Below are 25,835 nucleotides of genomic sequence, written 5' to 3' on the forward strand. Positions count from 1 at the left end.
TCAACAATCGACCCCGCCGCCGACTGGGCTATCTCACGCCCACCGAGGCATTCGCTCGACTGCTCGCCGGCGAGCCCCATGTTGCTTCGACGCCTTGACATCGCCGCCGACGAGATCCCGCTCTCCGTGCTCAAGCGCGAACAGGACCGGATCATCGCCGAACTCGACCAAGTGAACCGCCGCATCGATGCGCACTTCGGCGACTACGCCGACGCCCGCGCCCACCTCGACGACGCCCTCGGACTGCTCACCAACTGCGCCGACATCTACACGCGCTGCGACGACACCAACCGGCGGCTGTGCAACCAGGCGTTCTTCACCAAGGTCTACATCGACGAGGACAACGAGCTGCGCGTCGAGTACAACCGGCCCTTTGAGATGCTCCTCGATCCGCAGGTCAACGCTAACGCCCTCGACTGGGTTCAGGACAGCGACAAGGCCCGAACCCGAGCCAACGATTCCATTGGCAAGGGTTCGAGCCTTGTGCGTGGGGTGGAGCCTACGGGACTCGAACCCGTAACCCCCTGCTTGCAAAGCAGGTGCGCTACCAATTGCGCCAAGGCCCCTCGTGCCGCGCGGAGCGGCAGGTGCGCCATCGGCGCTGCATCGCGAGGGCGATGCCGGACTGCGGGAGATTCAGGAGCGGACGTGCTCGGCGTCCTGCGGGGCGGCATCGAGGTCTGCGAACTGCGACTCGGCCTGGGACCAGAGGTCCTCGGTGCGGTCGGCCTCGACCTTGCGCCAGACCAGCAGGCCCGCGACAGCGGAGCCTGCGAGGAGCAGGAGGGACGTCAGGAGCTTCTTCATCAGATCCTCCGATGCTGGGAGTGGGCCTAACTGGACTTGAACCAGTGACCTCTGTCTTATCAGGACAGCGCTCTAACCGACTGAGCTATAGGCCCCCATCGACGGGTTCACCGCGACCGATCCGAGGATCTTCCGGATGCTTCCGCCGACGCACTATGCTACCGCCTCCGTGACGTGCGCGCCAAACCGGTCCCCGGGCTTGTACGCGACGTCACAGGCGACGCACCGGTTACTCGTCCGTGAACGTCATCTTCAGGCCGCCCAGCAGGCCGGCCACGATGTTGTACAGGAACGCGAAGAGGGTGCCCAGTGCCGTGATGATCACGAGGTTCACGAAGGCGATGATCACCGAGTAGGAGATCATCTTCGAGAACTCGAAGAACTCCATGAACTTCAGCGGCTTGCCGTTGTTCAGATCGCTGGCCAGCGAGTTCATCTTGTCCCACAGGCCGATGCCGTCGACCACGCCCCACAGCAGCGCCGTGCAGATCACGGTCGCGATGCCGATGGCGAGCGCGATGAGGAACGACAGCTTCATCACGGAGAACGGGTCTAGCCGGGCGAGGGTCAGGCGGATGCGGCGAGGCCCGCGACCGGTGCGGGAGGCCGAGGACTTCCCGGTGCCGCTCTTCCCCGCACCGCTCTTCGCTGCGCCGCCCGTTCCGCCCCCGCCCTTCGAGCTCGCGGACTTCGCGTCGGTCGACGAGCTCGTCGCGAGCGCCTCGCGGTCGGCGTCGGAGTCAGCGGTGAATGAGGCGAAGCCGCCCCGCGCGCCCTTCTTCCCGTCGCCGGAGGATCCCTGCGTGCCGCCGGAGGTGCGGCTGCTGCTGGTGGAAGCCACGGATCACTCCTCGTTCTCGGTGTCGTCGACCGTGTCGTCGTCGGTGCTGTCGGAGTCCGCATCGTCCTCGGACTCACCCGAGACTAGAGCATCCGCAGCGCCCTTCCCCGGCATATCCGGGCCATCCCCGGGCATGGTCTCCGCCGCAGGATCGACCGCGCCGTCGGCGGCAGCCCCCTCAGCGCTCTCCACGCCCTCGGCGCCCTCCGCATCCTCGTCGAGGTCCTCCTCGGACTCCGCGAAGACGGCCACCAGCATGATCCGGTCCTTCTTGTCGGGCTTGGCGAAGATGACGCCCATCGTGTCGCGGCCCTTGGCCGGCACGCCCTCGACCTTCGAGCGCACCACCTTGCCGCGCTCCATCACCACCAGCACCTCATCGGTCTCGTCGACCACGGCGGCGCCCACCAGGTGACCGCGGTCGTCGGGCAGCTTGGCCACCTTGATGCCCAGGCCGCCGCGGCCCTGGATGCGGTAGTCCTCGATCGGCGAGCGCTTGGCGAAGCCGGAGTCGGTCACGGTGAACACGAAGCTCCCGGGGCGCACGACGTCCATCGCCAGCAGCTCGTCGTCGCCGCGGAACTTCATGCCGGTGACGCCGCTGGTAGCGCGTCCCATCGGGCGCAGCACGTCGTCGGCGGCCGGGAAGCGGACGCTCTGGCCGTTGCGGGAGACGAGCATGAGGTGCTCATCGGAGTTCACCACGCGCGCCGCGACCAGCTCATCCGTCTTCGTGCCATGATCGGTCTCCACCTCGCGCAGGTTGATCGCGATGATCCCGCCCGAACGGTTGGAGTCGAACGCCGTCAGCGGGGTCTTCTTCACCAGACCGCGGCGGGTCGCGAGCACCAGGTGCTCGGCGTCCTCGTAGCTCGAGATCGCGAGCACGGAGGCGATGTGCTCCTCCGGCTGGAACGCCAGGAGGTTCGCCACGTGCTGGCCGCGCGCGTCACGGGGCGCCTCGGGCAGCTCGTACGCCTTGGCGCGGTAGACGCGGCCGTGGTTGGTGAAGAACAGGATCCACTGGTGCGTGGTGGTGGTGAAGAAGTGCTCCACCACGTCATCGGCCCGCAGGGAGGCCCCGCGCACGCCCTTGCCGCCGCGCTTCTGCGCCCGGTACTGGTCGGTGCGGGTGCGCTTGGCGTAGCCGCCGCGGGTGATCGTGACGACCACGTCCTCCTCGGGGATCAGGTCCTCCATGGACATGTCCCCGTCGAAGGGCACGATCTGGGTGCGGCGGTCGTCGCCGTACTTGTCGACGATCTCGGCCAGCTCCTCGGAGACGATCTCGCGCTGGCGGGCGTCCGAGGCCAGGATCGCGTTGTACTCCTCGATGAGCGCGGCCAGGCGGTCGTGCTCCTCCATGATCTTCTGGCGCTCCAGCGCCGCCAGGCGGCGCAGCTGAAGGCCCAGGATCGCATCGGCCTGCACGCGGTCGATGTCCAGCAGCTCCATCAGCCCCGTGCGGGCCTCATCGGCGTCGGGCGAGCGGCGGATCAGCGCGATGACCTCGTCCAGCGCATCGAGCGCCTTGAGATAGCCGCGGTAGACGTGGATCTGCTCCTCGGCCTTGCGCAGGCGGAAGCGGGTGCGCCGGATGATGACGTCGATCTGGTGGTTGACCCACTCGCGCACGAACACGTCGATCGACAGGGTGCGCGGCACGCCGTCGACCAGCGTCAGCATGTTCGCGGAGAAGTTCTCCTGCAGCTGCGTGTGCTTGTAGAGGTTGTTGAGCACCACCTTGGCCACGGCGTCGCGCTTGAGCACGAGCACGAGGCGCTGACCGGTGCGGCCCGAGGTCTCATCGCGGATGTCGGAGATGCCCTGCAGCTTGCCCAGCTTGACCTGCTCGGCGATCTTGCGGGCCAGCGCATCGGGATTGACCTGGTACGGGAGCTCGGTGACCACCAGGCACATGCGCCCGCCGATCTCCTCCGTGGAGACGACGGCGCGCTGGGTGATCGAGCCGCGGCCCGTGCGGTAGGCGTCCTCGATGCCCTTCTTGCCCAGGATCGTCGCGCCGGTCGGGAAGTCGGGGCCCTGGATCCGCGCGAGGCACGCGTCCAGCAGCTCCTCCTTCGTGGCCTCGTAGTTCGTCAGCAGCCACTGGGCGGCGTCGGCCACCTCGCGCAGGTTGTGCGGCGGGATGTTCGTGGCCATGCCGACGGCGATGCCGGCCGACCCGTTGACCAGCAGGTTCGGGAAGCGCGCGGGCAGGACGGCCGGCTCCTGCAGGGTGCCGTCGTAGTTGTCGCGCATGTCGACGGTGTCCTCGTCGATCCCGCGCACCAGCTCGATGGCCAGCGGCGCCATCTTGCACTCGGTGTAGCGGTTCGCGGCGGCGCCGTCATCGCCGGCCGAGCCGAAGTTGCCCTGCCCGAGGATCAGCGGGTAGCGCATGTTCCACGGCTGGACCAGGCGCACCATGGCGTCGTAGATCGCCGAGTCGCCGTGCGGGTGGTAGTTGCCCATCACGTCGCCGACGACCTTCGCGCACTTGGAGAACGAGCGCTCGGGGCGGTAGCCGCCGTCGTACATCCCGTAGACGATGCGGCGGTGGACGGGCTTGAGGCCGTCCCGCACGTCCGGGAGGGCGCGGTCCACGATCACGCTCATCGCGTAGTCGAGGAAGGATCGCTGCATCTCCTGGTTGAGGTCGACATGCGTGACGTGGTCGCCCTCGTCGACGGGGTCGACGAGCGTGGTCAGCGGGTCCAGGCCCTTCTCCTCGGCGCTGGGGCCGGGCGCGGCGGAGCCGGCGGCGGCGCTGGACAGGCCGACGCCTGCGGCCTCGCCGTCCGCGGGGATCTCGCCCGAGCCGGGGGTCGAGCTCGGACCGGTGGTCTCGGGGTCGCCGGTGGGACCGAGGGGGGTGTCGCTCATGCGGGGGTGCTGCCTTTCGGGTCAGGCGTGCGGTGCGGGGAGGTCGCGGCGGGCCGGGGCCGACGGGCGGGCTCGTGGGCCCCGGTCGCGCGGTCTCGGAGACGGGTCAGATGTCGAGGAAGCGGACGTCCTTGGCGTTCTCCTGGATGAAGCGGCGGCGGGACTCGACGTCCTCGCCCATCAGCACGGAGAAGACGGCGTCGGCGTCGGCGGCCTCGTCGACGGTGACCTGCTTGAGGGTGCGGACGGCGCGGTCCATGGTGGTGGACTGCAGCTCCTTCCAGTCCATCTCGCCCAGGCCCTTGTAGCGCTGGATGCCGTTGTCCTTGGGGATCCGCTTGCCCGCGGCGCGGCCCGCGGCCAGGCTCGCGTCGCGCTCGGAGTCGCTGAACACGTACTCGTGCGGCGCATTGGACCACTTCAGGCGGTACAGCGGCGGCATCGCGATGAACACGTGCCCCAGCTCGATGAGCGGGCGCATGTAGCGGAACAGCAGCGTCAGCAGCAGCGTGCAGATGTGCTGGCCGTCGACGTCGGCGTCGGCCATCAGGATGATCTTGTGGTACCGCAGCTTCGTGGCGTCGAAGTCCTCGCCGATGCCGGTACCGAACGCCGTGATCAGCGAGCGGATCTCCTGGTTGTCGAGCGCCCGGTCCAGCCGGGCCTTCTCGACGTTGAGGATCTTGCCGCGGATCGGCAGGATCGCCTGGGTGCGCGGGTCGCGGCCCATGACGGCGGAGCCGCCGGCGCTGTCGCCCTCGACGATGAAGACCTCGCACTCGGAGGGGTCGTTGGACTGGCAGTCCTTGAGCTTGCCGGGCATGCCGCCGGTCTCGAGAGGCGACTTGCGGCGGGTCGCGTCGCGGGCCTTGCGGGCGGCCTCGCGGGCCATCGCCGCGCTCTGCGCCTTGCGGACGATGTCGCGCGCCTCATTCGGATGGGACTCGAACCAGGCGCCGAGCTGGTCGGTCATCACCTTGGAGACGAAGGTGCGGGCGATCGTGTTGCCCAGCTTCGTCTTGGTCTGGCCCTCGAACTGCGGCTCGGCCAGCTTCACGGACACGACGGCGGTCAGGCCCTCGCGGATGTCCTCGCCCGTGAGGTTCGCGTCCTTCTCCTTGATGATCCCCTGGGCGCGTCCGTAGCGGTTGACAATGCCGGTCAGCGCGGAGCGGAAGCCCTCCTCGTGGGTGCCGCCCTCGTGAGTGTTGATGACGTTGGCGTAGGTGTGGACCGACTCGGAGTAGGCGGTGGTCCACTGCATCGCGACCTCGACGGAGATCATCGACTCGGTGTCCTCGGACTCGAAGTCGATCACCTCGGGGTGGATCACGTCGGCCCGCTTGGCCTTGTTGATGTAGGCGACGAAGTCCTTGAGGCCGTCCTCGTAGCGGTAGGTGACGGACTTGGGGCCCTTCTCCTCCGCGGGGGCGGTGCCGTCGGCCTCCGCGACGTCGTCGAGCGGCTGCTCCTCCTCCTGGGGGCGCTCGTCCGTGAGGGAGAGCTGCAGGCCCTTGTTGAGGAACGCCATCTGCTGGAAGCGCTTGCGGAGGGTCTCGAAGTCGTACTCGGTGGTCTCGAAGATCTCCGGGTCCGCCCAGAAGGTGATGGTCGTGCCGGTCTCCTCGGTCTCCTCGCCCTTGTCGAGGGGGGCCTCCGGGACGCCGCGCCGGTAGGCCTGGCGCCACACGTGGCCCTGGCGGCGGATCTCGACCTCCATGCGGGAGGACAGGGCGTTGACGACGGACGAGCCGACGCCGTGCAGGCCGCCGGAGACGGCGTAGCCGCCGCCGCCGAACTTGCCGCCTGCGTGCAGCACGGTCAGCACCAGCTCCACGGCGGGCTTGTTCTCCGTCGGGTGCATGTCCACGGGGATGCCGCGGGCGTGGTCGACCACGCGGATCGCGCCGTCGGCCAGGATCGTGACCTCGATGGTGTCGCCGTGGCCGGCGAGCGCCTCGTCGACAGAGTTGTCGACGATCTCGTAGACGAGGTGGTGCAGGCCGCGCTCGCCGGTGGAGCCGATGTACATGCCGGGACGCTTGCGGACGGCCTCGAGGCCCTCGAGGACGGTGATGTCCGAGGCCTCGTAGTGCTGCTCGAGGATCGCGTCGTGCGGGTCCTCAGCGGTGACTGCGGGGGCGACGGGCGCTGCGTCGGCGGGGATGCTCGCGCCGTCGGTCTCGTTCTCGCCGCTGGGCTGGGGGTTCTCGCTCACGAAGGGGTAACTCCTCGGGATCTGGTGACCCGCGAGGCGGCCGATGGCCGTCCCCGCGGGCTGGCGGGCGGTCCAGCCGGAGAGCAGGCCTGGGGCGCCGCGTGCGCGGTGCCTCCTGCGCGCGCGAGGCCGAACCTGCTCGATTCTATCCGATCCAGCGGGGTTCCGACCCCGATCGGCCTCCGTTCTGAGGGCCGGGACATGTGGGACATGCCTCTGCGCGGGCCGCGGCGGGCCCTGGGAGGTCTCAGCAGGAGGGTCGACGAGGGCCCGTATGGTCCCGGGGCTCCTGACGCGTCTGCGGGGCCGTTGGGCGAAGGTGCCTCCGCCACCGAGGCCTCACCATCCGGACGTGCGTCACCGGACCCCTGGCCCTTCGAGCATCCACCGCGCGATTCCTCGCCGCCTGGACGCTCACCGAGTCTTCCCCCCTCTCCGAACACCCGCCGAGATCGAGGATTCCTGACGGGGACGGGCGGATCTCGTCAGGAATCCTCGATCTCGGTGAGGTTCCCCGGGCAGCGCGACTTACGGCGCCACGTAGGTCTGGTGGAAGCCGCGCAGCAACTCGATGCCCTCGTGCGTGCCCACGGACTCGGGGTGGAACTGGATGGCCTCGATCGGCAGCTCGCGGTGGCGGATGCCCATGATGTAGCCGTCGTCGAGGGAGCGGCTGGTCACCTCGAGCTCGGCCGGCATCGTCGCCTCCTCGATAATCAGCGAGTGGTAGCGCGTGACCTCGCGGGTGGTCCCGGGCTCGCGGCAGTACACGCCGCGGCCGTCGTGCTCGATCGTCGAGGTCTTGCCGTGCATGATGTGCGCGGCCGGGGAGACGGTGGCCCCGTACGCGGTGCCGATGGCCTGCAGCCCCAGGCACACGCCCAGGATCGGCAGCTTCCCGGCGAAGTGCTCGACGAGCTCCACGTGCCCGGAGTCGACGGGGTGGCCGGGGCCGGGGCCCAGCACCAGGTAGTCGGGGTCGAGCTCCTCGATGCGGGCGATGTTCCCCGGATCCGAGCGCAGCACGGTCCGCTCCTCGTCCAGCTCCGCGAGGTACTGGGCGATGATGTGGACGAAGCTGTCGTAGTTGTCGATCAGCACGACGCTCATCGGATCTCCTTCCCCGCGACGGCCCAGTAGGTCGAGGCGAGCTTGCTGAGGGTCTCGTTCCATTCGGCCTCGGGGTCCGAGTCGGCGACGAAGCCGGCCGAGGCCCGCAGCACGAAGGCCCCGTCGCGGTGGACGGCCATGCGGATCGCCAGCCCCAGCAGCGCCTCGCGCGCATCGGTGCCGATCAGGCCGAAGGCGCCCGCGTAGAAGCCGCGCCGGGACGTCTCGAGGTCCTCGATGATCTCCATCGCCCGCACCTTCGGGGCGCCCGAGACGGTGCCGGCGGGGAAGGACGCGCGCACCACGTCGTAGGCGTCGGCGTCGTCGGCCAGCTCGCACGAGACCTGGGAGACGATGTGGAAGACGTGGCTGTACGTCTCGATCGTCATGAGGGTCTCGACGTCGAGGGTGCCGGGCCGGGAGATGCGTCCGAAGTCGTTGCGGCACAGGTCCACGAGCATGATGTGCTCGGCCCGCTCCTTCGGGTTCGCGAGCAGCTCGGCCTTGGTGGCCTCCTCGTCGCCGCCGCGGCGGGCGGTCCCGGCGATGGGGCGCATGACGGCGCGGCCGTCCTCGACGCGCACGAACAGCTCGGGGCTCGCGCACACGATCGTGTACCCGGCGGCGGGCAGCAGCGCCATGTACGGGGAGGGGTTGCGCTCCCGCAGGCGCTCGTAGACCGCCAGCGGCGTCGCCTGCGTGCGCACGGTCAGCGAGTGCCCGAGCTGCACCTGGTAGATGTCGCCGATGCGGATGTGCTCGAGGCAGCGCTCGCCGCGCGGGAGGTAGTCCTCGCGCGTGATGTCGTCCGTGACCTCGTCGGGCTCGGGCACCTGCGGGGCGTCGCCTCCCAGCGGCAGGCACGCGGCGGCCTCGAGGGTGCGGGCCACGGCCTCGCCGTCGATGCCGCTCCAGGCCGAGGGGGCGACGACCGCCAGGCGGGCGCCGGCGGGGTCGAGCGTCACCAGGGCGTCGACGATGCCGAACACGGCATCCGGCGGGGCATCGGGCAGGTCGGCGATCGTACGGGGCAGCTTCTCGACGTAACGCGCGGCGTCGTAGCCGAACACCGACAGCAGCGACAGCGCCAGGTTCTCGCGGGACGCTTCATCACCCGGATCCAGCGCGGCCCCGAGCGCCTGGGGGAGGCGGAACAGGGCGTCGTCGTCGACGAGGCGGCGCTGGCCGTCGACCGTCTCGATCGTGCCGGAGGCGTCGAGGATGCGTTCGAGGGCCTCGCGGAGGTCCGGTTGTCCGCTCACGCGGACGACGCCGCGCGTCACGGTCACCTCGGCGCGACCGGCGAGGCCGGCCAGCGACACGCGGTTGTCGGTGGCGGGGCCGCCGACGGACTCGAGCAGGAAGGCGTGCTCGGCGCCGAAGGCGTCGCGCAGGGCGCGGTAGGCCGCGAGGGGGGCCACCGGGGACAGGGTGCGGCGCTCGACGGTGCAGCGCGCTGTGCCGGCGATCGGGCTGTTTCCGGGCGCGGGGGCGGCGGTGTTCGGGGAGGTCACGGGTCGGTCCTCTGCTGGACGGGGGCGGTCTGGCCATTGTGGCAGGTGGGATGGGGCGGACCCGGGCGCGTCCGCCCAGCGGGGCGGGAATCGGGGCAGCGCAGGGCCGGATCACGGGGTGGATGGATCACCGGAGCGCGGGTCAGCCGTAGGTGTCACGCGGGCCGCGCCAGGTGACGGTGCGCCGTCCCTTCTTCCAGGACTGCGCGGCGGGACCGGTCACCGTCAGCTCGGAGATCACCGAGGCCCCGACGTGCTCGTGGATGCGGGTGATGATCTGCGGGGTCAGCATCCGCATCTGCGTGGCCCAGGCCGACGAGGACGCGCTGACGCGGAGCACGCCCGCATCGAGGCTCACGGGGCGGCAGTGCGCAGCGATCTCCTCCCCGACGATCTGGTCCCATTCCTCCAGCACGCGGCCGGAGCTCATCCCCTCCTCCCAGCCCAGCGAGCCGAGCACGCGCCGCAGCACGTTCTGGATGCCCTGCGGGTCGCGCGGGTCGGGACGGGCACCGGAGTAGCCGGGGGCGCTGCCGGAGCGATCGCGCAGGTCCCGGGCCTGGGTCTTCGCGGAGATCGGGAACAGGCCGCGGTCCCGTGCGGCCGCACGGGACTGGTTGACGGTGCGGCGCGCGAGCTCGAAGGGGTCGACGAGGTCGCGCGGCAGGTCCGGCGGATCCCAGGCATTGATGCGGTCGGTCTCGTCCTCTCCCGCACGCCCGGCGGTGGCCCCGAGCTCATCCTCCGCGCGATCGCCAGGGCCGACCGCCCTCGCATCGGCGCGCTCGTCGGGCCCGCCTCGCCGCCACGTCCCCAGGTCGTAGGGGTTCGGCGCCCGGTACGGGTCGGGGCTCACCATGCGGCGCTCCCGGTGTCGGCGATGCCGCGGCGGAACCCTCCCTCGCGCACGACGGCGCTGCCCCGCGTCACGTCCACCACCTGGATCTCCCCCTCGAGGGAGTCGGGGATGTCGGAGTCGTTGGCGGTGGTGATGAGCACCTGGCGGGCGCCGGTGATGATCCGTCCCAGGCGCTCGCGGCGGTGGGCGTCGAGCTCGCTGAACACGTCGTCGAGCATGAGGATCGGCTCGCCGTCGCCCAGGTCCCCCTCCTCGAGGCGCAGGAGGTCGTAGCTGGCCAGGCGCAGGGCAAGCGCGAGGGACCAGGACTCGCCGTGGCTCGCATAGCCCTTGGCGGGGAAGTCGTTCAAGCGGATCTCGAGGTCGTCGCGGTGGGGTCCCACGAGGCTCACGCCGCGGTCGATCTCGTCCTCGCGGCGCTCGGCGATGATCGCCAGGAGCGCGTCGCGGAGCTCGAGGGTCGACGGCAGCGTCCCGTCGGGCGCGCCGAGGGCGTCGACCACGGCCCCGCGGTAGCCGATGTCGGCGGGTGAGTCGACCGTGCCGCGGTCCTCGGGCGACAGGTCGAGGGCCGCCTCGGCGCCCTCGTCGGTGGCGACCCGCAGGTAGGAGTAGCCCAGATGCGGGCGCAGGCGATTGACCAGGTGGATGCGGGCGCGGGTGAGCTCCGCGCCCAGGCCGGCGAGCTGGGTGTCCCACACCTCGAGGGTCGAGGCGGCGGTCTCGGCGGGGTCGAGGCCGCCGACGCTGCGGCCGCTGCCGCCGCGCTTCATCGACCGCATCTGCTTGAGCAGGTGGGAGCGCTGCTTGAGCACGCGGTCGTAGTCGGCCTTGACGCTCGCGAAGCGGGGGGCGATCTCGAAGAGGAGCTCGTCGAGGAAGCGGCGTCGACCGTCGGGGTCGCCCTTGACCAGCGAGAGGTCCTCGGGGGCGAAGAGTACGGCGCGGACCTCGCCGAGGAGGTCCCGCAGCCGCGAGAGCGCCGCTCCCTGGACCCGAGCGGTGTTGGAGCGCCCGGGGGTGATCTGGAGGTCCACCTGCAGGGGGCGACCGGCGCGGAGGAAGGAGGCGCGGACGATCGCGGTCTGCTGTCCCCGCGCGACGAGGGCGGCATCGTGCGGGACGCGGTGGCTCGAGAGGGTCGCGAGGTACCAGACGGCCTCGACGATGTTGGTCTTGCCCTGCCCGTTGGGGCCGACGAAGACGGTCACCCCGGGCTTCAGGGCGAGCTCGAGGCGGGGGTAGGAGCGGTAGTCGGTGAGGTGGAGGGCCGTCAGCTCCATGCCGCGTCCCTCCTCGTCTCCATCCGTCCCGACCAGGTGCCCGTCGTCTCAGCGTGCCCAACGTGCCCGGCACGATGCGCACGGGGATGGCCGCAGGCCCTCCCGTCCTCCGTGATGTGCGCTGCGACCTGCGCCGACGTCAGATCCGCATCGGCATGAGCAGGTACCGGTAGGACGCATCCGGGCTGCCCTCGAGCGAGTCCTGGCCGCTCATGACCGACGGCTTGATCGAGTCGGTGAAGGTGAGGCGGGCGAAGTCGGTGCCCAGCGCGCCGAGGCCGTCGAGCAGGAAGCCGGAGTTGAATCCGACCACGAGATCCTCGCCCTCGAGCTGCGCCTCGAGGACCTCGGAGGCCTGGGCGTCGTCGCCGGCGCCGGCCTCGAGGGCCACCTGCCCCTCGGTGAAGGAGAGGCGGACGGGGGTGTTGCGCTCGGCCACGAGGGAGACGCGCTTGACGGCCTCGATGAGCGGGGCGGTCGCCACGACGGCGGTGATGGCCGTGTGATCGGGGAACAGGCGGCGCACCGGCGGGTAGTCGCCGTCTACGAGGGTCGAGGTGGTGCGGCGGCCGCTGGACTCGAAGCCGATGAGGTGGGCCGCGGAATCGTCGGCCAGGGCGATGTCGACGCTCGCGCCGGTCGACAGGGAGCGGGCGACCTCCTGCAGGGTGCGGCCGCGGACCAGGGCGGTCATCTCGGCCGACGGCGAGGCCGGGTTCCACGTCAGCTCGCGCAGCGCGAGGCGGTAGCGGTCGGTCGCCATGAGGGTGACCTTCTCGCCCTCGATCTCCATGCGCACGCCGGTCAGCAGCGGCAGGGTGTCGTCCTTGGACGCGGCGACGGTCACCTGGCCGATGGCCTCGGCGAGCGTGTGGGCGTCGACGGTGCCGGCGACCTCGGGCATGACGGGCAGCTGCGGGTACTCCTCGACGGGGAGGGTCGCGAGCGCGAAGCGGGCGCTGCCGCAGGTGACCTGCAGCTTCGTGCCCTCGAGGGCCACGGAGACGCTCTTGTTCGGGAGCGCTCGGACGATATCGGAGAGCATGCGCCCCTGGACGAGGACCTCGCCGGGCTGGTCGACCTCGGCGGCGAGCGTGATCTGCGCGCTGACCTCGTAGTCGAAGGTCGACAGCTGCAGCTCGCCGCTCGCGTCGGCGACGATGCGCACGCCCTGCAGGATGGGCATCGCGGGCCGGACCGGGAGGGTGCGGGTGGCCCAGGAGACGGCGTCGGCGAGGACGCCGCGATCGAGGTGGAACTTCACCGTTGCCACTCCTTCGCAAGTGGTCGAGCTGTGGTCTGTCAGGGGGTCGCGAGCACGATCTCATGCGCTCGCACGGCACGGGTGCGGATCACGGGAATTCTGGGGATCCGGCCACCTCGCGCGGATGCCCACAGTAGCCCGCTCGTGGACGACACGCCGAATCGAGTCCTTGACTCGGGGACGATCGTGACTCGCGCTCGCTCACGGACCCGGAGATCCTCATCGTCCGTGCTCCCTCCGGCCCTCGCTCCCCGCATCCCTCGGCGCCCCCGCCCCCATCCACATCCCCCGTGCTCCAAGAACTACAGACATCCTCTTCACGGCTGTCGATTCTGGGGAGAACCCGCATCGTCGCAGGTGGGCGCCGGAAAGAACGGTCACAGAGGCACGTGCACGAGTGCCCGTGCGCTGTCGATGCCCTGTGGAGGAGGACGCTCTGCGGATTCTCGGCGTTCATCGGGAATCCACATGGCGTCGTGGGGAAAGCTCCGTGACTCCACATTGTCCACAGCGTTGTTCACACTGGGGACAGACGAGGGCTGACCGGCCGTGTGATCCCCTTCCGCCGTCGGTCCCCTGATCTCATCCCACCCTGCGATCGACGACGAGGATCGGCCGCCGGGGTGTCTGCTCAGCCCTGCTGGGAGGACGAGTTCTTGATGCGCGCCGTGAGCTCGGTGACCTGGTTGAAGATCGCCCGCCGCTCCTTCATGAGCTCGGAGATCTTCTTGTTGGCGTGCATGACCGTCGTATGGTCGCGGCCGCCGAACTCCTGGCCGATGCGGATGAGCGGCATGTCCGTGAGCTCGCGGCACAGGTACATCGCGATCTGCCGCGCCGTGACGAGGGTGCGGGTGCGAGCCCCGCCGGTGATCTGGTCGACGGTGAGCCCGAAGTAGCTGGCTGTCTGGGCGATGATCGTCGGCGCCGTGATCTCCGCGCCGTTGTCATGGGCCAGGAGGTCCTTGAGCACGGACTCCGCCAGCGACACGTCCATCGGCTGCCGGGAGAGCGAGTGCAGGGCCTGGACGCGGATCAGCGCGCCCTCGAGCTCGCGGATGTTCGAGGAGATGCGCGAGGCGATGTACTCGAGCACATCGCGCGGGACCTCCTGGGTCCCCTCCATCTGGACCTTCTTGCGCAGGATCGCGATGCGGGTCTCGAGGTCCGGCGGCTGCACGTCCGTCATGAGCCCCATCTCGAAGCGCGAGCGCATGCGGTCCTCGAAGCCGCCGAGCTGCTTGGGCGGCAGGTCCGAGGTGATGACGATCTGCTTGTCGGCGTTGTGCAGCGTGTTGAACGTATGGAAGAACGCCTCCATCGTCTCGGGCGCCCGCTGCAGGAACTGGATGTCGTCGATGAGCAGGATGTCGATGTCGCGGTAGCGGCGGTGGAACTCCTGCGCCTTGCCGAACTGGCCCGACTGGATGGAGTTGATGAAGTCGTTCGTGAACTCCTCGGAGTTGACGTAGCGGACCTCGATACCCGGGTAGAGGCTCTGGGCGTAGTGGCCCACGGCGTGCAGCAGGTGGGTCTTGCCCAGTCCGGAGCCGCCGTAGATGAACAGCGGGTTGTACGCCTTCGCGGGCGCCTCGGCGACGGCTGAGGCCGCGGCCTGGGCGAAGCGGTTGGAGGAGCCGATGACGAAGGTGTCGAAGGTGTACTTGGCGTTGAGCCGGGAGTCCGAGCCGAGGGTCGAGCCGTCGTCCGAAACGGAGGGCTCGGGACGACGGGGCGCCGGGGAGGGCGATGCGGTGCTCGGCGACGGGAAGCCGAGGACGGGTGCGGTGTCCGCGGGAGCCGCGGCGGAGCGGTCGGCGCGGGAGGAGGCGGCGTGGGTCACAGCGTCGTCCTCGCGTGCCCGATCACCTGCGGAGACGGGGGGAAGAGCGCTCGGGGGTGCGGTCGGTGCCGTGCTCTCCACAGTGTTGTCCACAGCGGTGCGGGGGCGACCGGAGCCCGTGCTCGGGGAGGGGACGGGATCGTCGTCGCCGTTGGAGAGCAGGGACTCGTCGATGGTGACCGCGAAGCGGGTGTCGCGCCCGGTGGTCTCCGACAGCGCCTCTCGCAGCGCGACCGGGATCCGCTGCTCGAACACGTCCTTCGCCCAGGGCGAAGGGGCCGCGAGCAGGGCAGTGTCCGCCACGACACCCATCAGGCGGGACAGGGTCAGGAACGCCATGACGCGCTCGGAGACCGTCTCGTCGCGACGCAGGATGCGCAGGGCCTCGTCCCAGGTCGCGTCGAGGTCGACGTCGTTCTCGTCCATGTGGTGGCTCCGGGGTCGCGGGCTAATGTCCCCGATAGTTTTCCACAGGATGGGGGAGAAAGGCACAACGCTGTCCACAATCCTGGGGTCGCCCGGCCCGACCTGCACGACCGGAGGCGGACCCGCTGGGACCCGGTGAGAAACCGACCACATCTCCCCGGGGGTCCGATGATTCCGTTGACCCCTCCGAAGGCCCCGCCTAGACTCGATCAGTCTGTGCTGCGCAGGAGCGCGGTGACTTCCCCAGGATGCGGCGCCTTCGGCGCGCCCGGAGAAGCCCGCCCGGTGCGGCCGGCCGCCCGCCACCGCGATCGCGGACCGCCCCGGTCCGCGTGCCTGTCTGAGGAGATGTCATGACCAAGCGCACGTTCCAGCCGAACAACCGCCGCCGCGCCCGCAAGCACGGCTTCCGTGCCCGCATGAGCACCCGCGCCGGCCGCGCGATCATCAACGCGCGCCGCTCCAAGGGCCGCGCCGAGCTCTCCGCCTGAGCCCCGCCGCTCGGCGCTCTGCTCGTCCAGCCCCCGCAGGGCACCCGTGACCTGGTCGCGGCACCGGATCTCCTCCGGTGACGACTTCCGGCGCACCACCCGTCAGGGCGTGCGCGCCGCCCGATCCCACGTGGTCGTCCATCTGGCCCTCCTCCCGGAGACGCCGGAGGGCCCCCGCGTGGGATTCGTCGTGTCCAAGAAGGTGGGCAACTCGGTGGTCCGCCACCGCGTGACCCGCCGTCTGCGGGAGATCGTCCGCCCTCGCCTCGACCTGCTGCCCGCAGGATCCACCTGCGTGGTGCGCACGCTCCCCGGCATCCAGGACGTCCCCTTCGCGGAGCTCGCCGACGAGGTCGCCGGGGCGATGGCCGCGGCCGCGAGGAAGCTGCGCGGCCGCACCGAGAGCCCGGCGGCGTCTCCGGATCCGACCTCGGCGCCTCAGGCATCGCCGACGGGGACGCGATCATGAGCCTCGCCTCGCGCCTGCTGCGCCTGCCGATCCGCGCCTATCAGGTGGGGATCTCCCCGTACACGCCGCCGGCCTGCCGCTTCCACCCCGTCTGCTCGCAGTACGCGATGGATGCGCTGCGCCGGCACGGCGCCGTCAAGGGGAGCCTGCTCGCAGCGGGCAGGATCTGCCGCTGCAACCCGCTGTCGAGCGGGGGTCTGGACCCCGTGCCCGCCCCGGGCATGTGGACCAACCCTCGCCTCCGCTCCGCTGGGGGAGGGCCCGAGGGCCCGACCCCCTAGTCTTGTCCGAGACCGACCACCCGCAGCCGTCACATCGCATGACCGTCATGCGCCTACCGACGGCAGGAAGACCAGGCCGATGAACATCCTCTACCCCATCGAGTGGGTTGTCGCGTGGATCATGGTGCAGTTCCACTCGCTGCTCTCGCTCTTCATGGACCCCGATTCCGGGTGGACCTGGCTGCTGTCGATCGTGGGCCTGACGGCCGTGATCCGCACGGCGATCATCCCGCTGTTCGTCAAGCAGATCCGCTCCTCGCGCGCGATGCAGATGGTCGCGCCGGAGCTGCAGGCGATCCAGAAGAAGTACAAGGGCAAGACGGACCAGGCGTCGCGCCAGGCGATGGCCGAGGAGACCATGGCGGTCTACCGCGAGGCCAAGGCGAGCCCGTTCTCCTCGTGCCTGCCGATCCTGCTCCAGATGCCGATCTTCTTCGCGCTCTTCCGGATGCTCTACTACAAGCTCCCCGAGGCGGCGAAGACGGCCGAGGGCTTCGGCCCGCTCTCGCAGGACCTCGCCAAGAGCGCCCACAACGCCGTGATCGTCGGCGCCACGACCATCTCGGACAGCTTCCTGACCGACGGCGCGGGCCTGTCCACCAAGATCCTCGCGGGCGTCATCATCGCCCTCATGTGCGCCGTCACCTTCATCACCCAGAAGGAGCTGACGATGCGCAACATGCCCGCGTCGGCCCTCGAGGGCCCGATGGCGAGCACCCAGAAGATGATGCTGTACATGCTCCCGTTCGTGTACGTGATCTCGGGGCCGGGCATGCCCATCGGCGTGCTCGTCTACTGGCTCACCACGAACGTGTGGACCCTCGTGCAGCAGTGGATCATCATCCGCAACAGCCCCACTCCCGGCTCCGAGGCGGAGAAGGAGTACCAGAAGCGCGTCAACGAGAAGCGCGCCCGCAAGGGCCTCGAGCCCATCGACTTCACCCCGAAGAAGAAGGCCGAGCCGATCGAGGCGCAGCCCATCCGCGTGCAGCCGAAAAAGGCGCAGGGCGGCAAGAAGCTCTCCGACGCGGAGCGCCTCGAGCAGGCCCGCGCCGCCCGCGCCAAGGCACAGGAGGAGCGCCGCAAGGCCGCCCAGGCCGCGGGCGAGGTGCCGGGCGTGACCACCTCGGGCTCGTCGAAGCGCTCGAAGAAGTCGAAGAAGAACCGCTGATCCGTCCCCGCCCCCGGCACCCCTGATGCGACGCCGGAGGGCCCCGTCCAGTCCAGGAGGACCAGGCATGACCGAGAACCAGCCCGAGATCGCCCCCGAGACCGCTCCGGACACGACGGAGGAGACGCCGCAGGAGGTCGCGGCGGAGTCCGCCCTCGATGCGCGCGAGCTGTCCGCCGCCCGTGAGGCCGGGGCCGAGACCGCCGAGGCGGGCGCCCCGGAGGAGGGTCGGCTCGCCGAGGCCGACGCCGACGAGGAGCAGGTGCCGATCGACGAGGACGACGACGAGGACCCCTCCCAACCCGCCGCCGCGACGGACGCGGACGACGAGCACGCCGGGGAGTCCCGCGAGGACCGCCTGAAGCGGCTCGAGGAGGAGGGCGACATCGCCGCCGACTACCTCGAGGAGCTCCTCGACATCGCCGACCTCGACGGCGACATCGACATCGACGTGGACGGCGATCGCGCCTCCGTGGAGATCCGCGGCTCCGAGCAGCTCTCGCGCCTGAACAAGCCCAAGGGCGAGCTCATGGACGCCCTGCAGGAGCTGTCGCGCCTGGCCGTGCAGACCCGCACCGGAAACCGTTCGCGCCTCATGCTCGACATCGACGGCTTCCGCGCCGAGCACCGCTCGAGCCTCGAGGAGCTGGCCGCCCAGGCCGTGGCCGAGGCCACGTCGGGCTCGGAGCCGGTGCCGATGCGTCCGATGAACCCGTTCGAGCGCAAGGTGGTCCACGACGTCGCCAAGCGCGAGGGCCTGCGCTCGGAGTCCGAGGGCGAGGGCAAGGGCCGCCACGTCGTCATCTTCCCGGCGTCCTGACCCTCCCGTGATGGCTTCCGACGGTCCGGGGACGGGACGGCGCACGGCTCCTGACGGGACCCGCGCATCGTCCGACGATCCCGCCGGTCGCGCGTCCGGGCCCGCCGCAGCGCTCACGAGCACGCCGTCGCCCGTTCCCGCGGATCTGCGCCCGCTCGCCGAGCGCCTGTTCGGCGACCGCCTGGCACTCGCGGAGCGCTTCACGGGACTGCTGATGGCCCACGGCGTAGAGCGCGGGCTGATCGGCCCCCGCGAGGTGGACCGTCTGTGGGAGCGCCACGTGCTCAACTGCGCGCTGCTCGTCGACGCACTGCCCGCGCAGGCGCGGACCCTCGCCGATGTCGGTTCCGGAGCCGGCCTGCCCGGGCTGGTCATCGCGATCGCCCGCCCGGACCTGCGCGTGACGCTCATCGAGACGATGCAGCGCCGCGTGACCTGGCTCGAGGAGGCCTCGGTGGCGCTGGGCCTTCAGGTCGAGGTGGTGCGCGCGAGAGCCGAGGAGCTGCACGGGCAGCGAACCTTCGACGTCGTGACGGCGCGGGCCGTCGCGGCCCTGGACAAGCTGGCGAGGTGGACCCTGCCGCTCGTGGCCGATAACGGGCACCTGCTCGCGATGAAGGGGAGCTCCGCGGCCACCGAGATCGAGGCCGCGGAGAAGACCCTGCGGCGCCTCGGCGGCCTGGATCCCCAGGTTCACGTGGTCGGGGAGGGCGAGGTCGAGCTTCCCACTACAGTGGTCACGGTCCGCCGCGCCGAGCGCCCGGAGGCGCCCGTCGCGGGCGCCCGGCGATCGGGGCGGGACGCGCAGGGCAAGCCCGCTGCGAGGAAGAATGCCTCGCGCACGACGACATCGAGAGGAGCCCGCCATGGCCGCACGCGCTGAGTCCGCCCAGGGCCCTGCGACGGGAGAGGGCCCCGCGACGGGAGAGGGCGCCTCGCGGGGAGCCCGCGGCGCCGGCCGCTCCTCCCGTGCCGCATCGTCACCGCTGGCCGCCGATGCGGCGGCGATGAGCGACAGCCCGATCATGAAGGCCCTCGCCCAGGACCATGCCCGTCGTCGAGAGCTGGAGGGACTCGTGCTCGATGCCCCGGAGACCACCCGCATCCTGACCGTCGCCAATCAGAAGGGCGGCGTCGGCAAGACGTCAACCACCGTGAACCTCGCCGCGGCCCTGGCCATGGGCGGGCTGAACGTGCTGGTCATCGACGTGGACCCGCAGGGGAACGCCTCGACCGCGCTCGGCATCGACCATCACGCCGAGGTCGCGAGCATGTACGAGGTGCTCGTGGAATCGCGTCCGATGGCCGAGGTGGTCCAGCCCTGCCCCGACATCGAGCGTTTGTGGTGCGCGCCGGCGACGATCGATCTGTCGGGCGCCGAGATCGAGCTGGTGGCGATGGTCGCCCGCGAGAACCGCCTGCGCGGCGCGATCCGCGACTTCCTGGCGGACCACGCCAAGAGCGGGGCCGAGCGCCTGGACTACGTGCTCATCGACTGTCCGCCGTCGCTGGGCCTGCTGACGGTCAACGCCCTGGTCGCGGCCCGTGAGGTGCTCATCCCCATCCAGTGCGAGTACTACGCGCTCGAGGGCCTCACGCTGCTGCTCAAGAATATCGATCTGCTGCGGGCGCATCTGAACCCGGAGCTCGTCGTCTCGACGATCCTGCTGACGATGTACGACGGCCGCACCCGTCTGGCCTCGCAGGTGGCCGAGGATGTGCGCGAGCATTTCCCGGAGCAGACGCTCGAGACGACGATCCCGCGCTCGGTCCGGATCTCCGAGGCCCCGAGCTACGGGCAGACGGTACTCTCGTACGACCCGACGAGCTCCGGTGCGCTGGCGTATCGAGCCGCCGCGCGCGAGCTCTCCCTCCGCACCGCTCACTGAGCCTCCCGGAGCCGAACGGAAATCCCCGGCGGGACATCGCTGCTCCGCCCGCGGCCGGTCCTCCGGTCGCATATCGCCTGGTGAAGGACGGATATGACGCAGAAGCGTGGCCTCGGCCGTGGACTCGGTGCCCTGATCCCGGGGGCCGGCAGCCCGGCGGCGCGCCCCTCGGCACCCTCCCCCGCCCCGGAGCATCGGAGCCCTGCGGAGGCCGACGCGGCGGGCCTGCGCACGCGCAGCCACCCGCGCACCGCGCCCGAGCCCGGCGAGGCCGGGGCGAGCAGCCGACCCGTCGACATGTTCTTCTCGGGCGACCCCGTGGGGGCGGCGGAGCGCACCGGCGGTCGCGCCGGGTCGGGCCGCGACGTGGCCGGGGCGATGGCGCGGGCCGCCGCGGAGCGTCGTGCGTCGGGGAAGACCCCGGCGAAGAAGGCTGCTGCGGAGAAGGCGGTCGTGGAGAAGGCGCCCGCGAAGAAGGCCCCGGCGAAGACCGCTGCGGGGAAGGCCGATGCAGGGAAGACGGCTGCGACGAAGCGCTCTCCCCGCTCGACGTCAACGACGCCCGCTGGTGCGACCCCCGAGCCCGCCACCGCTGCACCCGAGACTGCGGCGCCGGAGGATGTGTCCCCCGAGGAGAGCGCGCTCGAGAGCGCCGTCGAGGTCGAGCGCGTGACGCCGACTCCGGCCCGCTCCCGTCGTCCGGCCCAGGCTGATGCCTCCGATTTCTCGGATCACGACACCGCGCCTGCGGGTGACGGGGCTGCTGCGCCGGACGCTGACGTGGACGATGCCGGAGCGGTGGGTGACGGTGCTGCGATGGACAAGGCAGGCACCGCGTCCGCCCAGGACGCGGATGCCGTGACTGAGCCGACCGAGCCCGCCGCGGAGGCTGCTGCAGCCGACGATCTGGAGACTCCGGCTCCCGAGGACGACGCTCCGGAGGACGACAACCCGGAGCACGGTGCCCCGGAGGACAGCGACGGCCCTGCCACCGAAAACTCCGGCCGCGAGGACCTGCTGCCCGTCCCCGGTGCCGAGTTCGCTGAGATCCCGATCCATGAGATCCGGGAGAACCCGCGCAATCCGCGCACGCAGTTCGACGAGGACGCCCTCGATGAGCTCGCCTACTCCCTGCGCGAGGTGGGCGTGCTGCAGCCCATCGTCGTCCGCCCCATCCCCGCCACGGACACGGGCGAGTCCTTCGAGCTGGTCATGGGCGAGCGCCGCTGGCGCGCCGCCCGCCGGGCCGGCCTCGTGACGATTCCCGCGATCATCCGGGAGACCACCGACGACGACCTGCTGCGCGATGCCCTCCTGGAGAACCTCCACCGTTCCCAGCTGAACCCCTTGGAAGAGGCCGCGGCGTACCAGCAGCTCCTCGAGGACTTCGGGTGCACCCAGGACGAGCTCTCCGAGCGCATCGGTCGTTCTCGTCCGCAGATCTCCAACACCCTGCGCCTGATGAAGCTCCCCCCGCTCGTGCAGCGTCGTCTCGCGTCGGGCGCGCTGTCGGCCGGTCATGCGCGCGCCCTGCTCGGCCTCGACAGTCCCGCGCTGATGGAGGAGCTGGCCCAGCGGATCGTCGCGGAGGGTCTGTCCGTCCGCGCTGTCGAGCGTCTGGTGTCGCGAGGCGTCGAGCCCGCAGCGGCGACGAAGACCCCGCGCCGCACCTCGTACGATCCCCGCGTGGTCGACTACACCAGTCGGCTCTCCACCCGTCTCGAGGCGCCGGTGCGCATCGACGTGGGCAAGCGCAAGGGCAAGATCACGCTCGAGTTCACCAACCTGGAGGACCTCGAGCGTCTGATGGACCGCCTGGGGATCGAGGAGTACCGCTCCGATGCCGCTGAGGGCTCGGAGGCCACCTCCCACCAGGAGTGAGCAACCGGCCGCGCTGATGCGGCAGGCGGTGGACGTGTTCGGTGCGCCGCGGGGTAGGGGCGCGCTTGCTGGACGACTCCGTTCCCGCGATCCACATCCCCGACCCCTACGCGCGGATGGACGCCGGGGCATTCCGATCGCCGATCGTTCGATGCCAGCACCAGCACCGCCGGCCCGCCGCCTCCGCAGGAATGCGCTCCGGCCACGCTGGAAGTCGCGAGGAGGCGTTGCCCGTTCCCTCGTCACTACCCCGGGGCGGAGCACTGCGGGGCCGCGATGGTGAGCCCCGTCCCGGCGTGGCCGACGCGGTTGCGCAGAGGGCAGATTTCCTCCGTACCCTCCCGGTAGCGAGCCGCACCCTTCCCGAAAGCGAGGGCGCGATGCGCTGGATTCCACCGCGCTGCGGCGAGACACGGTGCCATAACAGCATCATTCACGGCCCTTGACCGCTAGACCGCGTCACCGCGGCAGTGCCAGCCTGGAGCAGTTGCCGTTGACGTGCACTGGGCGCTGATTGCGGACCATCGGGTGTCGAGCGCTGGATGCTGCGCGTCGGGGGCCGGGCGCCGGGCAGGAGGATTCGGAAGACGACGGGGTGGCCCCGGTGCCGCATGCCCTGTGGGTCAAGTTCCTGTGCCGCGGCGCGGCTCGCCTGCTGCACTCCCTCCGCATCGCCCTTGTCGTCCGGGTGGCCTCCCCCTGGCTGCCTGGGGCCTGAGATCGCAGAACTGTGGAGCTCGTCAGTCGGGTGGGAGCTCAGCGAAGCGGCGCGAACCGGTCGCGCTCCGGTGCCCCTGCTCTGTTCCAGCACGCCGACGCTCCTCCGGTACCGCAGGCGTGCCCCGTTGCCCGGCAGATGATCGAACGATGGACGGCCACCGCTCAAGAGGACTCGACCCCGCCCTGCGTGAGTCGGACAGCTGCGCGGCCCGGATCGTGGTGAGTACGGGCTTGTGACGTGTGTGGTCGGGAGGGCCGAACGCCCCGCTGATACGGCCTCCTGAAACAGAGTGTGTGTCGGAACGGCGCCGCCCGAGGAAGCACCGAGCGGGACGACGAACAACCGTGCGGGACGAGATGCCGGGCCAGGCTGCACCACCGAGTGTCCTGTCACTGTCAGGCGTCTTCGTAGTGCACCCCGCGCTCGCGAGCATGTGAGCACCGTGGCTGTGAGGATGTTTCACGCGAAACATCGGCGACGGAGCGTGCCGAGGCGCTGCACTGTGACGCCAGACACACCCTTGCGCCCCTGTCAAACCTCTCCCGCCGTAGTGGGAGCAGTACGCACGCCGCCATCCAGGGATTCGCCGGGGGTGCGACCCGCCGCTTCACGTGAAACGGAGCGCGGGGAATGAAGGATCCTGGAGAAGCCCTCGACGTGCGGAGACGCCCCGGGGATTCCGTCACGAAATATCACGGGACTAGTGGCGGACGCACTCCGGGCTAGCGCAGCCCGGACTCGACCGACCTCCGAGCTTGCGCGTCTCCCGACCGCTGGACCCCGCAGATGAGAGTGGGGTGTCGGCGCCCATTGTCTTGCTCCGCGCTCTTACCCCTCCCGCTAGCTCCTCCCTCTCGCTCTGAGCGAAGTATCGACAACCTGTTGGATGTGTTCCACGTGAAGCACGCGGTGGCCCTCGCTGTTGGTGCTTGACGTCTACGACGCCATCGTTGTACACAGGTGTCCGTTGTGGCCGGACTGCGGCGCGGCTGAACCGAGAGAGCTGCTGTTAGGCACCCGCCGCCGACACCGCGACGTGTTCCAAGGCAAGCTCCACGTGAAACCGGGGTATTGAGCTGTGCCATTCGCATTCACGCTCCCTCGTACCCCATCGCGGCGGAGCAGCTCACGATCCCATCGGCGTGAAGTGCCTCTGGGCTTCACGTGAAACAACCACGCCACGTTGCCATGTCTTGTGTCCGTGTCGAATCCTGAGTGCTCGCCCACGTGCAGTGGCGCAACCTGCGGTACGCGAGACAGTCGGGCGCAGACGAAGTGATTCACGTGAAACCTGATCAATTGTCGATGCGGAGTCACACGCCGCGCTGGCGGGTCTCGTTCTCGGCATGTACGTCGGGTCCCGTTCTCGTCATGTCCTAACGACGGTGCGTTGCCCAAGATGCCGGACCCACGTTTCACGTGAAGCAAGTGGCCCCTCGACGCTTCACAGGGATTGGTGACGTCCACGCACCCGTGCCCGCGCGACGCCACATCTCCGCGTCCATACACCGGCCGCACTGCCTGCACCTCCGAGGTGGGTTGACGGCGGTGCTCGACCGGCGATACGACGTTCTGCCGACGAGGAGGCATTCGCGACGAGCTCGCAGAGCAGTGGTCACGTCGAGATCATCGCCGCTGCTGAGCACCGCTGCGCTTCACTTCCCGTGACAAGGCCGCCGGAGGGGGCATAGACCACGTCATCCCTCTTGACGGACGGGCGGCCAGCGGCGATCCACACCGTGTTTCGCGTGAAACATGCTGTACGCGGCCATCGAGACATCCCATGTGCTTGCCGCAGGAAGGGAGGGGAATGCCGCGCCGCGTGCCGATCTCATGTCGACGGATCCACATGTGCAGGCGGATAGCCGAGGCGGCACGGTCGGCCCGACGGCTAGCCCGCAGCGGTGGTGTAGCACTGGCCCTCAGTCGCAGACCAGAACTTCCGCTTGTGCAGACCGGAGCCTTCGCTCGCTCGCTCCGAGCCGTGGCGTGGGGACCCGAAATGCCGCCCGACGGTGGAGGTTTCGCGTGAAACACGGAAGCGAGGGGGCTCCGTCGGACCCCGTGCGCGGAGGAACGAGGAATTCTGGAGCGTGGCTCGCATTGTCTTTGTCCGTCAGCTGCGCCGGTCTGTGCCGGCTCGGCGGCCTGCAAGGATGGGATTGCGATACCCGGTGCGGAAGCCCGCTGCGGAGACCCGGTGAGGACAAGCAGAGCGGACACCCGACGGGTGGGCCCGGGTGTAATCAGAGCAGCCGGATGGGGCGCGTGTGCCCATCGCCCGTGTCAAGCGCCGAGCCGAAGAGGTTCCACGGGAAACGCGGCAATGATGCCGAAGCCGTGATGTCCCGACTCCGTGCCGTGGGGTGGGACCGCAACCCATCGGTGGCATCCCCATCGGGGTTTCCGTGAGCAGGCGATCCGCAAGGACACCGTCGCCGGACCGATGATGTCGTTTACTGCCGCTGCGTCAACGGGGAGTTCGCCCCGTCATGCCGTTGTCCCCCTCGGGGATGACGCTGTGGATGACGAGGAGAGGAACGCAGCGCTCTTTTCCACCGCGGGGATGCGGTCCTCGATTCAGGTGGTGCGCTCCGGAGCCACGCAGAGACACATTCCTGCAGGTCACAGCCCATTATGTGACACATTCCTCACCAGCAGTCCACAGTGTGCGCGGGCTGTGGAAAACCGTGTGGACAATAGCTCGACTCGTCAGCACACCTTCCACAGGAAAAGTAGGGACGACAGTCCCGACATGAGCGTCGTGCGCACCTCTTTCCGCTGCCCTTCGCGATCCCGTTCCCGACTGAGTGCGGATCGACGCGGGGATGGATGCGGGCTCAGTCACGCCGACGGGTGACGACGTGGAATCACGGGTGCATGTATGGGCCTGCCCCCGTAACGGGAATCCCGCTCAGGTCTGTGCACCGAGGCTGTCCGGGGATGTGCTGTCCGAGGAAGGGTTGCCCGAGGACGGGCTGTCCCCTGTGCCCGTCGTGTCGTGGTCGGTGGTCCCGTGCCACGGGCCGGCGTTCAGCGGCGCGCGCCCGTGGGTGGATGT

Annotated in this window: 18 protein-coding genes and 2 tRNA genes; 8 read left to right on the forward strand and 12 right to left on the reverse strand. The window is 70.1% G+C overall.

From position 1 onward, the window contains the following. Positions 1-493: 493 nt before the first annotated feature. The 12 genes from FM110_RS10040 to dnaA all read right to left on the reverse strand — a co-directional run bounded on the left by FM110_RS10040 (position 494) and on the right by dnaA (position 15,051). Positions 494-566: transfer RNA gene (locus tag FM110_RS10040), tRNA-Ala, on the reverse strand. Between the two features lie 70 nt (positions 567-636). Continuing rightward, on the reverse strand, positions 637-807 hold the full coding sequence (locus FM110_RS14615) for a DLW-39 family protein (RefSeq protein ID WP_159458040.1): 171 nt from the start codon (positions 805-807) through the stop codon (positions 637-639). Between the two features lie 21 nt (positions 808-828). Continuing rightward, positions 829-902: transfer RNA gene (locus FM110_RS10045), tRNA-Ile, on the reverse strand. A 134-nt stretch (positions 903-1,036) separates the two neighbouring features. Then, on the reverse strand, positions 1,037-1,648 hold the full coding sequence (locus FM110_RS10050; RefSeq protein ID WP_087104625.1) for a DUF3566 domain-containing protein: 612 nt from the start codon (positions 1,646-1,648) through the stop codon (positions 1,037-1,039). Positions 1,649-1,651: 3 nt separating this feature from the next. Beyond that, positions 1,652-4,534 (reverse strand): DNA gyrase subunit A, encoded by a 2,883-nt coding sequence (gene gyrA, locus FM110_RS10055; protein WP_087104626.1) that lies wholly within the window; start codon positions 4,532-4,534, stop codon positions 1,652-1,654. 106 nt (positions 4,535-4,640) lie between these two features. Then, a complete protein-coding gene (gyrB, locus tag FM110_RS10060; protein ID WP_234992231.1) occupies positions 4,641-6,641 on the reverse strand; it encodes a DNA topoisomerase (ATP-hydrolyzing) subunit B in 2,001 nt (666 codons plus the stop codon). A gap of 639 nt (positions 6,642-7,280) precedes the next feature. Further along, positions 7,281-7,862 (reverse strand): anthranilate synthase component II, encoded by a 582-nt coding sequence (locus FM110_RS10065; RefSeq protein WP_087104628.1) that lies wholly within the window; start codon positions 7,860-7,862, stop codon positions 7,281-7,283. Continuing rightward, complete coding sequence (locus FM110_RS10070) at positions 7,859-9,376, reverse strand: anthranilate synthase component I family protein (RefSeq protein ID WP_200810218.1); 1,518 nt, start codon at positions 9,374-9,376, stop codon at positions 7,859-7,861. Before FM110_RS10070 ends, FM110_RS10065 begins: the two co-directional genes overlap by 4 nt. Positions 9,377-9,518: 142 nt before the next feature. Further along, positions 9,519-10,235 carry a DUF721 domain-containing protein gene (locus FM110_RS10075; protein WP_087104629.1) on the reverse strand — a complete coding sequence of 239 codons (717 nt, stop codon included), beginning with the start codon at positions 10,233-10,235 and terminating at the stop codon, positions 9,519-9,521. Next, positions 10,229-11,518: a DNA replication/repair protein RecF gene (gene recF, locus FM110_RS10080; RefSeq protein WP_087104630.1), complete on the reverse strand. Its 1,290-nt coding sequence runs from the start codon at positions 11,516-11,518 to the stop codon at positions 10,229-10,231. The genes FM110_RS10075 and recF overlap by 7 nt, the downstream gene beginning before the upstream one ends. Before the next feature lie 139 nt (positions 11,519-11,657). Next, the gene (gene dnaN, locus FM110_RS10085; protein ID WP_087104631.1) at positions 11,658-12,782 is read right to left on the reverse strand and encodes a DNA polymerase III subunit beta; all 1,125 of its coding nucleotides are present in this window, start codon (positions 12,780-12,782) and stop codon (positions 11,658-11,660) included. A gap of 631 nt (positions 12,783-13,413) precedes the next feature. Continuing rightward, positions 13,414-15,051: a chromosomal replication initiator protein DnaA gene (gene dnaA / locus FM110_RS10090; RefSeq protein ID WP_087104632.1), complete on the reverse strand. Its 1,638-nt coding sequence runs from the start codon at positions 15,049-15,051 to the stop codon at positions 13,414-13,416. A gap of 353 nt (positions 15,052-15,404) precedes the next feature. On the opposite strand from dnaA, the gene rpmH reads away from it, so the two are divergent. The 8 genes from rpmH (at position 15,405) to FM110_RS10130 (ending at position 22,053) form a co-directional block, all read left to right on the forward strand. Beyond that, the gene (rpmH, locus tag FM110_RS10095) at positions 15,405-15,542 is read left to right on the forward strand and encodes a 50S ribosomal protein L34 (protein ID WP_087104633.1); all 138 of its coding nucleotides are present in this window, start codon (positions 15,405-15,407) and stop codon (positions 15,540-15,542) included. 46 nt (positions 15,543-15,588) lie between these two features. After that, the gene (gene rnpA / locus FM110_RS10100; protein ID WP_087104634.1) at positions 15,589-16,011 is read left to right on the forward strand and encodes a ribonuclease P protein component; all 423 of its coding nucleotides are present in this window, start codon (positions 15,589-15,591) and stop codon (positions 16,009-16,011) included. Beyond that, positions 16,008-16,292, forward strand: a complete 285-nt coding sequence (gene yidD, locus FM110_RS10105) for a membrane protein insertion efficiency factor YidD (protein ID WP_087104635.1) — start codon at positions 16,008-16,010, stop codon at positions 16,290-16,292. Before rnpA ends, yidD begins: the two co-directional genes overlap by 4 nt. Before the next feature lie 79 nt (positions 16,293-16,371). Beyond that, complete coding sequence (yidC, locus tag FM110_RS10110) at positions 16,372-17,463, forward strand: membrane protein insertase YidC (RefSeq protein WP_087104636.1); 1,092 nt, start codon at positions 16,372-16,374, stop codon at positions 17,461-17,463. A 67-nt stretch (positions 17,464-17,530) separates the two neighbouring features. Further along, positions 17,531-18,283 carry a Jag family protein gene (locus tag FM110_RS10115; protein WP_234992221.1) on the forward strand — a complete coding sequence of 251 codons (753 nt, stop codon included), beginning with the start codon at positions 17,531-17,533 and terminating at the stop codon, positions 18,281-18,283. Between the two features lie 145 nt (positions 18,284-18,428). Further along, positions 18,429-19,166 carry a 16S rRNA (guanine(527)-N(7))-methyltransferase RsmG gene (gene rsmG, locus FM110_RS10120; protein ID WP_234992232.1) on the forward strand — a complete coding sequence of 246 codons (738 nt, stop codon included), beginning with the start codon at positions 18,429-18,431 and terminating at the stop codon, positions 19,164-19,166. Positions 19,167-19,290: 124 nt separating this feature from the next. Next, positions 19,291-20,172, forward strand: coding sequence for a ParA family protein (locus FM110_RS10125; protein ID WP_087104651.1), 882 nt, complete (start codon positions 19,291-19,293; stop codon positions 20,170-20,172). A gap of 93 nt (positions 20,173-20,265) precedes the next feature. Further along, on the forward strand, positions 20,266-22,053 hold the full coding sequence (locus tag FM110_RS10130; RefSeq protein WP_087104638.1) for a ParB/RepB/Spo0J family partition protein: 1,788 nt from the start codon (positions 20,266-20,268) through the stop codon (positions 22,051-22,053). The last annotated feature ends 3,782 nt before the right edge of the window (positions 22,054-25,835 follow it).

Source organism: Brachybacterium nesterenkovii, assembly GCF_900163655.1.
GTDB classification, from domain to species: Bacteria; Actinomycetota; Actinomycetes; order Actinomycetales; family Dermabacteraceae; genus Brachybacterium; species Brachybacterium nesterenkovii.

Excerpts from the sequence above, each read along its gene's own strand:
- FM110_RS10125 (WP_087104651.1), top strand. The coding sequence starts at position 19,291 with ATGAGCGACAGCCCGATCATGAAGGCCCTCGCCCAGGACCATGCCCGT.
- dnaA (WP_087104632.1), bottom strand. The coding sequence starts at position 15,051 with ATGGACGAGAACGACGTCGACCTCGACGCGACCTGGGACGAGGCCCTG.
- FM110_RS10065 (WP_087104628.1), bottom strand. The coding sequence starts at position 7,862 with ATGAGCGTCGTGCTGATCGACAACTACGACAGCTTCGTCCACATCATC.
- yidD (WP_087104635.1), top strand. The coding sequence starts at position 16,008 with ATGAGCCTCGCCTCGCGCCTGCTGCGCCTGCCGATCCGCGCCTATCAG.
- gyrA (WP_087104626.1), bottom strand. The coding sequence starts at position 4,534 with ATGAGCGACACCCCCCTCGGTCCCACCGGCGACCCCGAGACCACCGGT.
- FM110_RS14615 (WP_159458040.1), bottom strand. The coding sequence starts at position 807 with ATGAAGAAGCTCCTGACGTCCCTCCTGCTCCTCGCAGGCTCCGCTGTC.
- recF (WP_087104630.1), bottom strand. The coding sequence starts at position 11,518 with ATGGAGCTGACGGCCCTCCACCTCACCGACTACCGCTCCTACCCCCGC.
- rpmH (WP_087104633.1), top strand. The coding sequence starts at position 15,405 with ATGACCAAGCGCACGTTCCAGCCGAACAACCGCCGCCGCGCCCGCAAG.
- FM110_RS10075 (WP_087104629.1), bottom strand. The coding sequence starts at position 10,235 with ATGGTGAGCCCCGACCCGTACCGGGCGCCGAACCCCTACGACCTGGGG.
- FM110_RS10130 (WP_087104638.1), top strand. The coding sequence starts at position 20,266 with ATGACGCAGAAGCGTGGCCTCGGCCGTGGACTCGGTGCCCTGATCCCG.
- yidC (WP_087104636.1), top strand. The coding sequence starts at position 16,372 with ATGAACATCCTCTACCCCATCGAGTGGGTTGTCGCGTGGATCATGGTG.
- FM110_RS10115 (WP_234992221.1), top strand. The coding sequence starts at position 17,531 with ATGACCGAGAACCAGCCCGAGATCGCCCCCGAGACCGCTCCGGACACG.